Source organism: Cryobacterium soli (assembly GCF_003611035.1).
Classification (GTDB): domain Bacteria; phylum Actinomycetota; class Actinomycetes; order Actinomycetales; family Microbacteriaceae; genus Cryobacterium; species Cryobacterium soli.
The window spans coordinates 2,935,029-2,948,134 of the sequence record NZ_CP030033.1; the positions used below are offsets into that span (position 1 = coordinate 2,935,029).

The 13,106-nt window shown below is 69.1% G+C and carries 14 protein-coding genes; 4 read left to right on the forward strand and 10 right to left on the reverse strand.

Annotated features, from left to right (window positions below; genetic code table 11):
- Positions 1-21: 21 nt before the first annotated feature.
- The 5 genes from DOE79_RS13580 to DOE79_RS13600 form a co-directional block, all read right to left on the reverse strand.
- Positions 22-1,491: an amidohydrolase family protein gene (locus tag DOE79_RS13580; protein WP_120338958.1), complete on the reverse strand. Its 1,470-nt coding sequence runs from the start codon at positions 1,489-1,491 to the stop codon at positions 22-24.
- A gap of 62 nt (positions 1,492-1,553) precedes the next feature.
- The gene (locus DOE79_RS13585) at positions 1,554-1,919 is read right to left on the reverse strand and encodes a hypothetical protein (RefSeq protein ID WP_120338959.1); all 366 of its coding nucleotides are present in this window, start codon (positions 1,917-1,919) and stop codon (positions 1,554-1,556) included.
- Positions 1,916-2,776 carry a DODA-type extradiol aromatic ring-opening family dioxygenase gene (locus DOE79_RS13590; RefSeq protein WP_120338960.1) on the reverse strand — a complete coding sequence of 287 codons (861 nt, stop codon included), beginning with the start codon at positions 2,774-2,776 and terminating at the stop codon, positions 1,916-1,918. The genes DOE79_RS13585 and DOE79_RS13590 overlap by 4 nt, the downstream gene beginning before the upstream one ends.
- 26 nt (positions 2,777-2,802) lie before the next feature.
- Entirely contained in the window at positions 2,803-3,594 is a 792-nt protein-coding gene (locus tag DOE79_RS13595) for a citryl-CoA lyase (protein ID WP_120338961.1), read from the reverse strand.
- Complete coding sequence (locus DOE79_RS13600; RefSeq protein ID WP_120338962.1) at positions 3,591-4,841, reverse strand: CaiB/BaiF CoA transferase family protein; 1,251 nt, start codon at positions 4,839-4,841, stop codon at positions 3,591-3,593. The genes DOE79_RS13595 and DOE79_RS13600 overlap by 4 nt, the downstream gene beginning before the upstream one ends.
- A 139-nt stretch (positions 4,842-4,980) precedes the next feature.
- Between DOE79_RS13600 and DOE79_RS13605 the strand changes: the two genes are divergently transcribed.
- Together DOE79_RS13605 and DOE79_RS13610 are read left to right on the forward strand one after the other, a co-directional pair.
- Positions 4,981-5,787 (forward strand): IclR family transcriptional regulator domain-containing protein, encoded by an 807-nt coding sequence (locus tag DOE79_RS13605; RefSeq protein ID WP_120338963.1) that lies wholly within the window; start codon positions 4,981-4,983, stop codon positions 5,785-5,787.
- Positions 5,784-6,335 carry an NADPH-dependent FMN reductase gene (locus DOE79_RS13610; protein WP_120338964.1) on the forward strand — a complete coding sequence of 184 codons (552 nt, stop codon included), beginning with the start codon at positions 5,784-5,786 and terminating at the stop codon, positions 6,333-6,335. The genes DOE79_RS13605 and DOE79_RS13610 overlap by 4 nt, the downstream gene beginning before the upstream one ends.
- Positions 6,336-6,571: 236 nt before the next feature.
- Here the strand turns inward: DOE79_RS13610 and ald are convergent, their stop codons facing one another.
- Positions 6,572-7,678: an alanine dehydrogenase gene (gene ald, locus DOE79_RS13615; RefSeq protein ID WP_120338965.1), complete on the reverse strand. Its 1,107-nt coding sequence runs from the start codon at positions 7,676-7,678 to the stop codon at positions 6,572-6,574.
- A gap of 211 nt (positions 7,679-7,889) precedes the next feature.
- A complete protein-coding gene (locus tag DOE79_RS13620; protein ID WP_162942751.1) occupies positions 7,890-9,593 on the reverse strand; it encodes a cation:proton antiporter in 1,704 nt (567 codons plus the stop codon).
- A gap of 67 nt (positions 9,594-9,660) precedes the next feature.
- Between DOE79_RS13620 and DOE79_RS13625 the strand changes: the two genes are divergently transcribed.
- On the forward strand, positions 9,661-10,014 hold the full coding sequence (locus DOE79_RS13625) for a VOC family protein (RefSeq protein WP_120338967.1): 354 nt from the start codon (positions 9,661-9,663) through the stop codon (positions 10,012-10,014).
- 157 nt (positions 10,015-10,171) lie between these two features.
- Positions 10,172-11,551 carry an NAD-dependent succinate-semialdehyde dehydrogenase gene (locus DOE79_RS13630; protein ID WP_120338968.1) on the forward strand — a complete coding sequence of 460 codons (1,380 nt, stop codon included), beginning with the start codon at positions 10,172-10,174 and terminating at the stop codon, positions 11,549-11,551.
- A 26-nt stretch (positions 11,552-11,577) separates the two neighbouring features.
- Here the strand turns inward: DOE79_RS13630 and DOE79_RS13635 are convergent, their stop codons facing one another.
- Genes DOE79_RS13635 through DOE79_RS13640 form a run of 3 tightly spaced genes read right to left on the reverse strand, consistent with a single transcriptional unit; the run spans position 11,578 to position 13,102 of the window.
- Positions 11,578-11,991: a TipAS antibiotic-recognition domain-containing protein gene (locus tag DOE79_RS13635; protein WP_220094231.1), complete on the reverse strand. Its 414-nt coding sequence runs from the start codon at positions 11,989-11,991 to the stop codon at positions 11,578-11,580.
- 16 nt (positions 11,992-12,007) lie between these two features.
- The gene (locus tag DOE79_RS21175; protein ID WP_220094232.1) at positions 12,008-12,166 is read right to left on the reverse strand and encodes a MerR family DNA-binding transcriptional regulator; all 159 of its coding nucleotides are present in this window, start codon (positions 12,164-12,166) and stop codon (positions 12,008-12,010) included.
- 27 nt (positions 12,167-12,193) lie between these two features.
- Positions 12,194-13,102, reverse strand: a complete 909-nt coding sequence (locus DOE79_RS13640) for a DUF2268 domain-containing putative Zn-dependent protease (protein WP_120338969.1) — start codon at positions 13,100-13,102, stop codon at positions 12,194-12,196.
- Positions 13,103-13,106 lie beyond the last annotated feature (4 nt).

Sequence of the window (13,106 nt, forward strand, 5' to 3'; positions counted from 1 at the left end):
GGGCCGGCAGGCAGTGGGCGGCTAGACCTCCGCGGCCTCGTGCGTCGAGCTCGTGCGGTACTCCGTGTAGGTGTACGGGTTGTCGAGGATCTTCGTGGCCGGGATGTCGGGGTTCATGCCCGCGTTCCAGACCTCCTCGCCGAGGGTGGACTGCAGGTGGGTGATGGTGTCCTCCACTGCGGTCCGGGCCGCGGCGAGCTGGTCGCCGACGAGGGCGTTGGCGTACTTGACGATCTTCCCGTTCACGAGCACGGTGTGCACGTCGCCCCGGTTGGCCTGCAGGGCGATGTGCCCGTAGGGGTTCAGGACCGGGAACATCGACGGTGAGGCGTCGTTCTTCACCAGCACCACATCCGCCTTCTTGCCCACTTCGATGGAGCCCAGGGTGGCCTCCTTGCCGAGCGCCGCTGCGCCGCCGCGGGTGGCCCAGTCCACCACGTGTTCGGCGCGCAGGTGCGAGTGCGTGACGGTGTCGCCCAGCTCGTGTGCCTTCATGTGCTCGATCGAGCGGTCGGCGCCGAGGGTGGTGCGCATGGCGGCGAACAGGTCGCTGCTGAACCAGACGCTGGTGTCGACCGACAGCGACACCGGGATGCCGTGCGAGCGCAGCACCCACGACGGCGGGTAGCCCTGGCCGCAGCTCTGCTCGCTCTCGGTCGACAGCGACACCGATCCGCCGGTGGCCGCGATGCGCTGGTAGGAGTCGTCGGAGAGGGTGGCCGCGTGCACGTAAACCGTGCCGGGGGTCATGAAGCCGTTCTCGTACATCAGCCGGATGCCGTCGTCGTTGGTCGCACCCCACACCCCGGCGTGCGTGGTGACGGCCAGGTCGAGGTCGCGGGCCACCTCGAACGCGCGCCGTTCGGGAAAGGTCGGATCGCCGGTGACGTCGAACGCCATCTGGAAGCCGAGCATCTCGTTGCCCTTCTCGCGGGCGGCGGCGAAGGCCGTGAACTCGTCGGAGTCCGACCACTCCCAGGGGCCGGCGAAGATGTTGCCGTAGGCCAGCACCGAGCGGCCGGGCGCCTCCTGCAGCGCCGCGAGCGCTGCCTCGGCGTGCTCGATGGTGCGCAAGCCGTGCGACCAGTCCACCGTGGTGGTGATGCCGGCGTCGATGGCGTCGAGGGAGGAGAGCAGGTTGCCGGCGTAGACATCCTGCGGGCGGAAGTGCTTGCCGTGCTCGAGGTAGTACCAGACGAAGTACTGGGTGAGGGTCCAGTCGGCGCCGTAGCCGCGCATCGCGGTCTGCCACATGTGCCGGTGGGTGTCGATCATGCCCGGCATCAGGATGCCGCCGGCCGCGTCGATCTCGAAGGTGCCGTCGGGCACGACGAGGTGCGGGCCGATCGCCGCGATGCGCTCGTCGACGATGAGCACATCGGTGTGCGGCAGGATCTGCCGGCCGGCATCCATCGTGAGCACGGTGGCGTCGCGGAAGACAGTGGCGGGCGGCGTGTGGTCGGGCAGGGCGGGAACGGGGGTGACGGGCATGACGGGCTCCTTTGCCGGGACAAGCGAATGACGAATGGAGGAACTGGGGGCTGGTGGCGGTGTTACAGGGCGACGCTCGGGTACTCCTTGCCCATCCAGTGGGCGAGGTTGGCGCCGTACTCCCGTTGGAAGGAGAGCGGGCCGGACCGGGCGGCGTAGTCGGCGTCGTAGATGGCGATGAAGATCGTGAGCGAGAGGAAGAAGTGCGCGCCGAGTTCGAACAGGGTCACGTAGTCGTGCTCGACGAGCGCGCGGCGTTCGGTGTCGGTGAAGCCCAGCCAGGTGGTGCGTTCCACCCGGTTCAGCCAGAGTCCGCGCTCGGTTTCCCACCAGGCCACCAGCTCGGCCGGATCGGCCTTGTACCGGGCGAGCAGCTCGGGGTCGGCGTCGACCTGGAAGAGGAACTTGTTGACGTAGTAGGTGCTCACGATGGCGCCCCCTCCGGGTACCAGGTCACGTAGGCCTCGCGGGTGTGGAAGAGGTCGAGGCTGTCGACGTAGGACGCCTCGATCGGCCCGGCGATGCCCATCATCAGGATCAGGTCCATGAAGCCGTGGGTGGCGTTGCCGGCGCCCGACATGCTCTCGTGGGTGACGTTGGCGAGGATGCCGTCGATGTCGCCGGTGCGCAGCCACTCGATGGCCTGCAGGTCGAACTCGGGGTCCGGCCCGGTCTCGCCGAACTGGCGCGGGCCGCCGAGCTCGAGCGAGAGGTGCCCGCTGCCCACCGCGGCCACCCGCAGGTCGCTGGGCCACTCGTCGATGATCGACCGGATGGCGCGGCCCAGGTCCCAGAACCGCTTGGGGCTGGGCAGCGGGGGAGCGAAGATGTTGGTGTAGATGGGCACGATCGGCAGGTCGGCATCCGGCCGGGTGGTGATGATCGGGCAGATGATCGAGTGGTCGATCTTGAGCTCGTGGCTGACCGAGAAGTCGAAGCCGCGGTCGAGCAGCCCCTGCAGCATGTAGCCGGAGAGCTCCTCGTGGCCCTGCAGCAGGAACGTCGGCAGGCCGAACTCCCGGGTCTCGTTGTAGAAGGTGGCGTCGTACATGGGCTGCTTGCCGATGAGGAAGGTGGGGTAGTTGTCGGAGAAGAACTGGTGGAAGTGGTCGGCGCCGACCATCACCAGGATGTCGGGCTTGGCCACCGTGAGGGTCTGGCGGTAGGCCTCCACCTTGCGCTTCCACTCGTCGGCCTGCGGCATCCGCTCTTCGGGCGGCGCCGTGGTGGCCTTGAGGTAGAACGGGTGGTGGGTGGTGGCGAGCACCGCGCTCAGGGTGGCCATTTCTCTCCTTCGAGGCTGACGCTGGACTAGTTGGTGGGTGTGGCGGGCACGTACACGGCGTTGCGGTCGACCTCGGCGTAGATCGCCGGGGCGATGGGATTGATGCGCTCCTCAGCGAGGTGGCCGATCAGCCCGGCGGTGCGGGCGAGCAGGGCGAAGCCGCGCAGCAGTTCGATGGGCAGGCCCAGGTCGGCCAGCGCGGCGCCGGCCACGCCCGCGCCGTTCAGGGGCAGGTCCTTGCCGAGCACCTGGCCGTTGGTGCGGCCGATGGCCTCGAACAGGCGCAGGTGCGCACCGCGCAGGCCCTGCTCATCGGCGATGCGGATGATCACGTCAGTGCGCGGGTCGCGCAGTTTGTGCACCGGGTGACCGAGGCCGGGCACCCGGCGGCCGGCCTGCTTCGTCTGGGCGAGCAGGGTGAGGGCCGCGGCATCCCACTGCTCGTCAGTGAAGCTGCTCGTGTCGCCGAGGTCGGCCAGCGCGGTGTGCAGGAACAGGCCGGTGTCTTCGGTGACGCCGAGGAAGCGGCTGCCTCCACCGAGCAGCCCGGCCGCGATGGCACCCTGGAGTGAGTCGGGCGCGGAGTAGTAGGTGAGTCGGGCGGCGATGGCGGTGGGGGTGAAGCCGTGGTCGGCCAGCGACACGAGTACCGCCTCGAACACGCGCAGTTGCCCGGGGGCGGGCCGCTGCTGGGTGGCCATCCAGAAGGCGAGTTCACCGAAGGTGACGGTGCCGAGCAGGTCGCCGGCGAGGTCGTGGCCGAGCAGCGAGATGGTGTCGCGGTCGCTGGTGCCCAAGCCGGTGGGGTAGTCGGTCACAGGTCGAACTCGCTCTCGTCGTAGGGGATGTTCTCGTGGTCGGCGTCAGGTCGGGAGAGCCACTGGCGGATCTCCGCGGCGTCCTGGCCGAGCGCGGGCGGCGGCGACAGGTAGCGGGCGGGGGTGAGGGAGAAGTCGATGGGGTTGCGCACCATGGGGATGGCCGCGTCGCCGTCACCCACCTGCACGACCGGCTTGAGGCCCAGCCGTTCGGCCAGGGCCACGCCGTCGTCGATGGTGTTGATCGGTCCGCAGGCCACGCCGGCCAGGGTGAGCCGGTCGAACCACTCCGCGGTGGTGTGGGCCGAGAGAGCCTCGACGAGGAGGGGGCGGAGTGCCTCCCGGTTCTGATTGCGGGACACTGTGCGCGCGAACCTGTCGTCCTCGGCCCACTCCGGGTGGCCGAGGGCGGCGGCGAGCTTGACGAACTGCGGATCGTTGGCCGCCACGATCACGATGTCGCCGTCGCTGGCCGGCAGGGGCTCGTAGGGGAACAGGCTGGGGTGGGCGTTGCCCATGCGGAACGGCACCTGGCCGCCCGCGACATAGGTGGAACTGTGGTTCGCCATCGCCGACAGGGCGGTGGAGAGCAGGTTCACCTCCACCTGCTGCCCCTGCCCCGTGCTGTTGCGGTGGTTGAGGGCCGCCAGGATGCCCACGGTGGCCTGCATGCCCGTCATGACATCGAACACCGAGACGCCGCTGCGGAACGGCGTGCCGTCGGCGTCGCCGGTGAGACTCATCAGGCCGCTCATGGCCTGCACGATCAGGTCGTAACCGGGCAGGCTCGCGCCGCCGGCGGTGCCGAAGCCGCTGATCGACGCGTAGATCACGGCCGGGTTGCCTTCCCTCACCGAGGCGTAGTCCAGGCCGAATTTGGCCAGGCCCCCCGGCTTGAAGTTCTCGATCACGATGTCGGCCCGGCGGGCCAGCTCCTGCGCGAGGCCGCGATCATCGGCGTCGGCGAGGTTGAGCGTGATGCTGCGCTTGTTGCGGTTCACGCCCAGGTAGTACGTGGAGACCCCGTCGCGTTCGGGCGGTGCCCAGTCGCGGGTCTCGTCGCCGGAGGGGCCCTCCACCTTGACGATGGTGGCGCCGAGGTCGCCCATCAGCTGGGTGGAGTACGGACCGGCCAAGACGCGGGAGAAGTCGGCCACGAGCAGGCCGTCGAGCGGGCCGGCCTGGGGCGCGGCAGCCTCGACGGAGCGCGCGGTATCCGTAGGGGTCGGTGCGAATGGGTGAGGCATCTTTGCCTTTCAATTCTGCGGACGACTGTCCGCTGGGCGGACAGTGATCTATAGTGAACCCCAGAAGCGATCGACGGTCAAGGGTGGCGGGCAGATTTCCCGTGGTCCGCCCGGTGTGGCCCGACGCGGAGAGGTTGTGATGGCGCGCGCCACCGAGAGTCCCGATTTCATCGAGGCGATTGCCCGGGGCCTGGACGTGCTCACGGTCTTCGCTCCCGGCCGCCCGGTGCTCAACCTCAGTGAGGTGGCGTCCGCGACAGGGCTCGCCCGGCCCACCGCTCGGCGCATCCTGATCACCCTGGCCGAGCTCGGTTATGTGCGGAGCGACGATGTCGGCTTCAGCCTCACCCCGCGGGTGCTGGAGCTGGGCATGGCCTACGTGTGCTCGAGCAACATCTGGGAGCTCTCCCGGCCGCACCTCACCGATCTCAGCACCCGGGTGAACGAGTCCTGCTCGGTGGCCCAACTCGACGGCGCCGATGTGGTCTACGTCGCCCGGGTGGCCGTGCCCAAGCTGGTGGCGCTGTCGGTCACGATCGGCACCCGGTTTCCCGCCTACGCGACCTCGCTCGGCAAGGTGCTGCTGGCCGGGTTGACCCCCGCGGCCCTCGAGACGACGCTGAGCAAGCGGAGCCGGTCGCCCGTGACGGCGGTCTGGACGCCCAGCCGGACCGAGATCGATGCGGCGCTCGCCGAGGTGCGGGAACGCGGCTGGGCGATCACAGACCAACAGCTGGCTCCGGCCATCCGGTCGGTCGCGGCACCCATCCGCAATGGCGCGGGTGCGGTTGTCGCGGCCGTCAATCTCAACACGCATGCGTACGAGACGAGCATGCAGACCCTGGTCGACGACTACCTGCCGCAGCTGTTGCGCGCAGCCGAGGGAATCAGCGCCGATTGGGCACGCTGGGATGCGCGGCCCGTGGGAGAGGTGGCCGACAGATGAGAGTGATGGTTGTGATCGCGAGCACCCGGGTGGGCCGGGTCGGCGGGCCGGTGGGCGACTGGGTCGCGCAGGCGGCGCGGCAGGCCGGCGATGTCGAGGTGGATGTGGTGGACCTCGCCGCGTTCGTGCTGCCGATGCTGGCCGAGCCCAACCATCCGCGCCTCAAGCAGTACACGAGCGAGCTCACCTGGGAGTGGAGCCGCCGGGTGGAGGCGGTGGACGCTGTGATCTTCGTGCTGCCGGAGTACAACCACAGTTACTCCGCGCCGCTGAAGAACGCGATCGACCACCTGCACGGCGAGTGGGCCGGAAAGCCCGTTGGGCTGGTCAGCTACGGCGGGCTCTCCGGCGGCACCCGGGCGGTCATCGCGCTGCAGCCCGTGCTGGTCAACCTCGGCATGCGGATCCTCTCCGCGAACGTGGAGATCGCCTGGGTGGCCGAGCACGTCGTCGAGGGGGTGTTCCTGCCGTCCGAGCGTCACGAGCGGGCGCTCGCCTCTCAGCTGGCGGAGCTGGCCGCGTTGGTGCCGGCCGTCGACGTCGCCTGAGCGCGATCCGCAAGGGATGAGGCCCCGCGCGCCGGTGCTGCGCCGCGAGGATGGTTTCTGCCGTTGCGCCGGTGCCGCGCCGCTAGGCGGGTGGCACGCCACCCGCGCAACGGCGCATGCCCCGCGTGGCGCGTGGGGACGCATCCGCCGGTCTCGTTGCGCGGGTGCCGCGCCGCTGTGCGGGTGCTGCGCCCAGAGGGGATGCCGCACCGCAGTGTCGGGCGAGCCGACTCGCGCTAGCCGCGGGCGGCGGCCAGGGGCAGGCCCAGCGCGGCGGCGACGCCCGCGTTCGTGACGGCGCCGGCGTGGATGTTGAGGCCGGCCTCGAGCGCCGCGTCGTCGGCGATGGCCAGCTCCCAGCCCTTGTCGGCCAGCGCGATCACATACGGCAGGGTGGCGTTGGTGAGGGCACGGGTGGAGGTCTCCGGCACGGCGCCCGGCATGTTGGCCACGCAGTAGTACACGGAGTTGTGCACGGCGAAGGTGGGTTCGTCGTGGGTGGTGGGCCGGGAGCCCTCGAAGCAGCCGCCCTGGTCGATGGCGATGTCGACGAGCACCGACCCCTTCTTCATACCGGCGACCATTTCGTCGGTGACGAGCTTGGGCGCTGCGGCTCCGGGGATGAGCACCGAGCCGATCACGAGGTCGGCGTCGGCAAGCTGGGCGGCGATCTCGTATGCGGTGGAGACCCGGGTCTGGATCGTGCCGTCGAACCGGTTCTCCAGTTCGCGCAGGCGCGGCACGGACAGGTCGATGATGGTGACGTCGGCGCCCATGCCCAGGGCGTTGGCCGCCGCGTGCTCGCCCGCGACGCCGCCGCCGATCACGACGACTTTGGCCTTGGGGGTGCCGGGCACGCCGCCGAGCAGGATGCCGCGCCCGCCGGCCGCGCTCATCAGGTGGTACGCGCCCACCTGGGTGGCCAGTCGCCCGGCGACCTCGCTCATCGGGGACAGCAGCGGCAGGGTGCGGTTGGACAGCTGCACGGTCTCGTACGCGATGGCGGTGGTGCCGGAGGCGAGAAGCGCCTCGGTCTGGGCGCGATCGGCGGCGAGGTGCAGGTAGGTGAAGAGCACCTGGTCGGCGCGGAGGTAACCGTATTCGGCCGCGATGGGCTCCTTGACCTTGAGCAGCAGCTCGGCGGCGGCCCAGACCTCGGCCGCGGTGTCGAGGATGGTGGCGCCGGCCAGGGCGTAGGCGTCGTCCGTGATCGAGGAGCCGAGGCCGGCCCCACGCTGGATGACCACGTCGTGGCCGCGACGGGTGAGTTCGGACACTCCCGCGGGGGTGATGGCCACTCGATTCTCGTTGTTCTTGATCTCGCTGGGGATTCCGACGCGCATGATTGCTCCAGTTGGGGAAGGGGGTGGATGCGGGGTCAGCCCGAAGAATCAACTGGTCCCTGCAGGAAATACTGCTGGCTTCCTGTTTCAGATGGGTTTCGGCCGAACAATCACGCGCAAACTCGGTCGGGCGGTTTTATTTTCCGACGATGATCCCTCCCTCACGCCGCGGTGACCGTAGATTGTTCGGTCGCCAGGCCGGGCGCATCCGTCAGTCGAGCAGGGGCGTCACGCCGGCCTGGAGGGCGTCGAGTTCGTGCCGCACGTCGCCGGCGCTGGCCGGGGAGATCCGGCGTTCGACGACGGCCTGGGTGAGGGCGGCCCGCTGCAGGTCGAAGTACTCGCCGCTCGTGCGGTCTTCGCGGCCGGCGACGGCGGCCGCAGCTGCCGCGCGGGCCTCGGCCCGCCCCTCCTCGACCTCGGCGTCTTCCGCGGTGGTGTCGATACGGAGCGTCTTCGCCAGCAGCGGCAGGGTGGAGCCCTGCAGCAGCAGGGTGCCGACCGCCACGATGAACGCCACGGTCTGGATGATGGTGCGGCCGGGGAACGGGGCGCCGGAGGCGATGGTGAGCGGGATGCCGCCGGCCGCGGCGAGCGTGATGATGCCGCGCATACCGGTCCAGGACACGAGCAGGTTCTCGGCCGGGGTGAGGACGGTGATGTGCCCGCGGTCGCGTCCGCCCTGCCGGCCGCCCGGGCCGCGGCGGCCGCCCCGCCCGCCGCCTGGTCCGGTCGCGCTGTCCAGCCTCGGTTGCATGCGCAGCCTCTGCACGCTGTCGGACCGCTGAGACCTGTCAGCTCTCCCCGGCCGGCCCTCGACGGGTTGCGCAGGCCCGCCGCGCCGGCGCTGCCGCCGTGCGGCGGTGGGGTCGAGCGAGGCGGCCATCCGCTTGGCGTAGATCAGCAGGGCGAGCTGGGCGCGGCCGTAGCTGAAGTAGACCCAGGCGAACCTGCAGAGGATCACCGCGAGCAAGACGATCAGGCCCAGGCCGATGGTGGACCAGGTGGGGGTGCTCGACTCGGCGAGGTCTTCCAGCACGAACCGGAACTGCAGACCCATGTAGGCGAAGACGAACGCCTCGAGGATGAGGTCGACGACGGGCCAGAGTGCGGCTTCCTGCAACCGGGTGCGGTAGGCCGTGGAGGGCGCCGTGCTCGGGCGCACGGTGAAGTGCGACATGCTCACGGTGAAGCCGGCCGCGACGACGGCGATGATGCCGGAGGCGTGCAGCTGCTCGGCGGCGAAGTAGGCCAGAAACGGAACCAGTAGGTTGAGCCCGCTCTCGATGGTGGGGTTGCCCACCCGTCGGCGCACCGCGATGACGACCCGGCCGACGACCACGCCGAGGATCAGGCCGATCAGGGCCTCCCAGCCGAAGAGCAGGAACGGGTTCTCGATGAACTCGCTGTCCCCGGTGACGGCCGCCACCGCCACCGCGAACAGGGTCAGCGCGGCCGCATCGTTCACCAGGCTCTCCCCGGTGAGGATCGAGATCGTGCGCCGCGGCAGCCCGATCTCGCGGCCATGGCTCACGGTGGTGACCGAGTCCGGCGGTGAGACCACGGCGGCGAGCACGAACGCCCCGGCCAGGCCGATCTCCGGCGCGATCCAGGAAGTGAGGAAGCCCACCACCACGGTGGTGAAGACCACCAGGCCCACGCCGAGGCCGAGGATGCTGCGCAGGTTCTTGACGAACGCGAAGAAGGAGAAGTTCAGGGTGGCGGAGTAGAGCAGCGGCGGGATCACGACCCCGAGGATCAGCTCGGGATCGAGTTCCAGCCGGGGCAGGCCGGGGATGAACGAGATGGCCGCCGCCAGGGTGACGGTGACGATGCCGGCCTGCAGACCGCGCAGGTGGGCGAAGGCGGCAATGATCAGAGCGCCGGTCATGACGAGGAGCAGCTGGACGTCCATGGTGCCTGTCTTTCCGCGATCGGTGTCGTGCCAGTCTTCCGTATCGGTGCCGTGCCAGGATGTCGGCATGGAACGAGTACTGGGAATCGGTGGATATTTCCTGCGGTCCGCGGACCCTGTGGCGCTCAGCGCCTGGTACCGCGAGTGCCTGGGCCTGGACGTCGACGACAACGGCCTGTGGAGCCAGGCGGCCGGGCCGACGGTGTTCGCGACCTTCGACGCCGATAGCGACTACTTCGGCTCGCGGGCGCAACAGACCATGCTCAATTTCCGGGTGAACGACCACGACGCCATGCTCGCACAGCTGCGCGCTGCCGGGGCGGAAGTGGCCGACGACATCCAGGAGATGGATGGCGTGGGCCGGTTCGGTTGGGTCACCGACCCGGAAGGAAACAGGATCGAACTGTGGCAGCCGGCGTGAGCTCGCATCCGCGCTGGGCATATCGATCTCAGGGGTTCATATGGCACTATGGGGGCGGATTCGTCCGAAATAAGCCCGCTCGGCTGCGGAAAGAGTTGCCAGAACGATGGATCGCGCATCCATTGGCCGAACCGTGCGTCACCGAAGGAGAACCAGCATGAGCCACTACGCCGTCATCAATCCCGCCACCGGTGAGACCCTGCGGGAGTACCCCACCATCACCGCGGATGAGCTGGAGGCGGCCGTGGCCACGGCCGACGCCGCCCGGAGCGACTGGTCCCGCACAGCAGACGTTGCCGCGCGCACCGCCCTCGTGCAGAAGGTCGCCGAGCTGCACACCGAGCGCCGCGACGAGCTGGCCGCGATCATCGTCCGCGAGATGGGCAAGACACTGGACCAGGCCCTGGGCGAGGTGGACTTCGCCGCCGCGATCTACCAGTACTACGCCGACAACGGCGCGGCCTTCCTCGCCGACGAGCCCATCGAACTCTCCGACGGCGAGGGCAGCGCGTTCATCCGTCGCGGCGGCCTCGGCGTGCTCCTGGGGATCATGCCGTGGAATTTCCCTTACTACCAGGTAGCCCGTTTCGCCGGCCCGAATGTCGTGGGCGGCAACACCATCCTGCTCAAGCACGCCCCGCAGTGCCCGGAGTCCGCGGCCGCTATCGCCGACATCTTCGCCGAGGCCGCCCAGACTGTGGGCGCCCCGGCCGGGGTCTACGTGAATATCTACGCCACCAATGAGCAGGTCGCGACCCTGATCGCCGACCCGCGGGTGCAGGGCATCTCGGTCACCGGCTCCGAACGGGCCGGCGCGGCCGTGGCCGAGCTCGCGGGCAAGCACCTGAAGAAGGTCGTGCTCGAGCTCGGCGGGTCCGACCCGTTCATCCTGCTGTCCACCGACGATCTGGATGCCGCGGTGCAGGACGCCGTCAACGCCCGCCTGGACAACAACGGCCAGTCCTGCAACGCCGCCAAGCGGTTCATCGTGATCGACGACCTCTACGAGCAGTTCGCCGAGAAGTTCACCGCCGTGTTCACCGCCGCGCAGCCGGCCGACCCGTTCGCCGACGGCACCCTGCTCGGGCCGCTCTCCTCTGCCGCCGCCACCGAACGTCTCGAGGAGCAGCTGGGCCGGGCCGTTGCCCAGGGTGCGACCGTGCTGGCCAGCGGTACCGCCACCGGCAACTTCTTCCCGCCGGCAGTGCTCGCCGATGTCACGCCCGAAATGGACGCCTACCGGGAGGAGTTCTTCGGCCCCGTCGCGGCGCTCTACCGGGTCTCTTCCGAGGAGGACGCGGTGCGGGTTGCCAACGACACGCCCTTCGGCCTGGGCTCCTACGTCTACACGACCGATCAGGACCAGGCGTTGCGGGTAGCGGATGCCATCGACGCCGGCATGGTCTGGGTCAACCTGGTGCTCGGCGACGCGGCCGAACTGCCGTTCGGCGGCGTCAAGCGGTCGGGCTCGGGCCGTGAAATGGGCCGGTTCGCCATCGAGGAGTTCACCAACAAGAAGCTGATCCGGCTGGGCTGATCGCGCCGCTCCCCGGCACGTCGGTGTCAGTGCTGCTGCACGTGGCTGCGAAGCGCGGCCGCCGCGAACCGTGCGGCGGCCGCGCCGCCAAAACTGAGGTGGAAGTCAGGGTCTGACTCGTATTGGTCGGCAGCCCCGAGCAGCATCGCGGCCGATTTCTCCTCGTCGCCGTCGTGCATCGGCGTTCCGGGGATCGCGGCGAACCAGTCCAGGTGCACGGCGGCGTGCTCCTGAGCCACCACGGAATCGGGTTCGTGGCCCTCTTCCTGGATTTCACGCCAGCGCGTCAGCAGAGCCTCGGCGTTGGACTTCCAGTCGAGCTGTTGGTGAACCGACTTTCCATGCCACCACTGGTTCGAGGCTTCGAACGCTGCGCGCCCCCAGCGCTCGACGACTTCTGCTTCGTAAGCATCGTTGAAGCCTTGGAGCATGACATCCATCTGTGGTTCGCGACCCTCACGACGCATCATGAGGGTGTGCCGAACCGCTGCGGTGCGTCGATCCAGCGTTGTCTCCGATGCGGTCGGGGTGAAGCAGCCCGATGCGGTGATAATGACGCAACGTACGTCCGCTGATTCCCGCGCGCTCAGCGAGCTCCTTGACCGTCCATTCCATGACGCACCCCCGGTGTGCTCTCAATTGTCAGGCCCGACCGGGCGGCGTGAGACCGAGTCGAGGCAGCGCTTCACGGAGAATATCGGACGAGGGCGTTCGCACACTCTGTGCAGCGCTGGTGCCAGTGGCGTGCAGATAGGCGTCGACCAGGCGTGTGCCGGCGGCATAACCCGCACCGGTCGGCAGACCGACAGGTGCCCCACCGAAAAGCCGTGCCGTGGAATCGCCGAGGACCCAGGCAGCGAAGTTCTGCATCCCTGTGACGTCGAGTCCGGTCGCGACCTTCGCCAGCACGTCGTTGTCGGCGCGGGTCGCCTCGGCGACGAAGTGGGTGTAGCCCGCATCACCGAAGAGCTCTGTCGCGAAGGTGTCCGCAAGGCCTTCGGATACGACGTGCTCGCCGACCGTCACGATCGCAGGGTCCCAGACCACGCCGCCGGCTGCGTAGCGGACGTTGTGGTGGAGCTCGTGGACGGCGATGGCTTCGAGCCGGTCCAGGACGCGTGCCGTTGGCCACACGGTGAGGGTGATGTATCCACCGATACCGCCGAACCCGGATAGCCCCTGAATCTCATCGAGGAAATGACCGTTGGTGTGATCGCCCAGCACCAGCAGGACTTTCAGGTCGGGCACTCGCACAGCGGGATCGGCGGACTCCACTGCTGCGGCGCCCATGTCGAGAGCGTTGGCGATTCGTGTCCAGGCGTCGGCGGCGACCAGCGCAGCCAACCCGTCGCGCAGCGTGGCAGAAGAATCCTCCCAGTCGAAGCCGAAGTTCTGCCGGTGCACGGTGGCCATATCGATGCCGCCGGGGATGAAGTGATACATGCCTGCCATCGGTGCCCACATCTTGCGCACGAGGTCTGCACGCGCTTCCGGAGCCGCATCCAGAATGCTTGCGGTGGCGGAAGCGCTGTCGATCACGGAGATGGTCATAACG

What these genes read in the sequence shown, in the direction of transcription:
- DOE79_RS13600 (WP_120338962.1), bottom strand. Translation starts at nt 4,841, where the DNA reads ATGCCTCACCCATTCGCACCGACCCCTACGGATACCGCGCGCTCCGTC.
- DOE79_RS13605 (WP_120338963.1), top strand. Translation starts at nt 4,981, where the DNA reads ATGGCGCGCGCCACCGAGAGTCCCGATTTCATCGAGGCGATTGCCCGG.
- ald (WP_120338965.1), bottom strand. Translation starts at nt 7,678, where the DNA reads ATGCGCGTCGGAATCCCCAGCGAGATCAAGAACAACGAGAATCGAGTG.
- DOE79_RS13640 (WP_120338969.1), bottom strand. Translation starts at nt 13,102, where the DNA reads ATGACCATCTCCGTGATCGACAGCGCTTCCGCCACCGCAAGCATTCTG.
- DOE79_RS21175 (WP_220094232.1), bottom strand. Translation starts at nt 12,166, where the DNA reads ATGGAATGGACGGTCAAGGAGCTCGCTGAGCGCGCGGGAATCAGCGGA.
- DOE79_RS13620 (WP_162942751.1), bottom strand. Translation starts at nt 9,593, where the DNA reads ATGGACGTCCAGCTGCTCCTCGTCATGACCGGCGCTCTGATCATTGCC.
- DOE79_RS13630 (WP_120338968.1), top strand. Translation starts at nt 10,172, where the DNA reads ATGAGCCACTACGCCGTCATCAATCCCGCCACCGGTGAGACCCTGCGG.
- DOE79_RS13590 (WP_120338960.1), bottom strand. Translation starts at nt 2,776, where the DNA reads ATGGCCACCCTGAGCGCGGTGCTCGCCACCACCCACCACCCGTTCTAC.
- DOE79_RS13625 (WP_120338967.1), top strand. Translation starts at nt 9,661, where the DNA reads ATGGAACGAGTACTGGGAATCGGTGGATATTTCCTGCGGTCCGCGGAC.
- DOE79_RS13610 (WP_120338964.1), top strand. Translation starts at nt 5,784, where the DNA reads ATGAGAGTGATGGTTGTGATCGCGAGCACCCGGGTGGGCCGGGTCGGC.
- DOE79_RS13635 (WP_220094231.1), bottom strand. Translation starts at nt 11,991, where the DNA reads ATGGATGTCATGCTCCAAGGCTTCAACGATGCTTACGAAGCAGAAGTC.
- DOE79_RS13580 (WP_120338958.1), bottom strand. Translation starts at nt 1,491, where the DNA reads ATGCCCGTCACCCCCGTTCCCGCCCTGCCCGACCACACGCCGCCCGCC.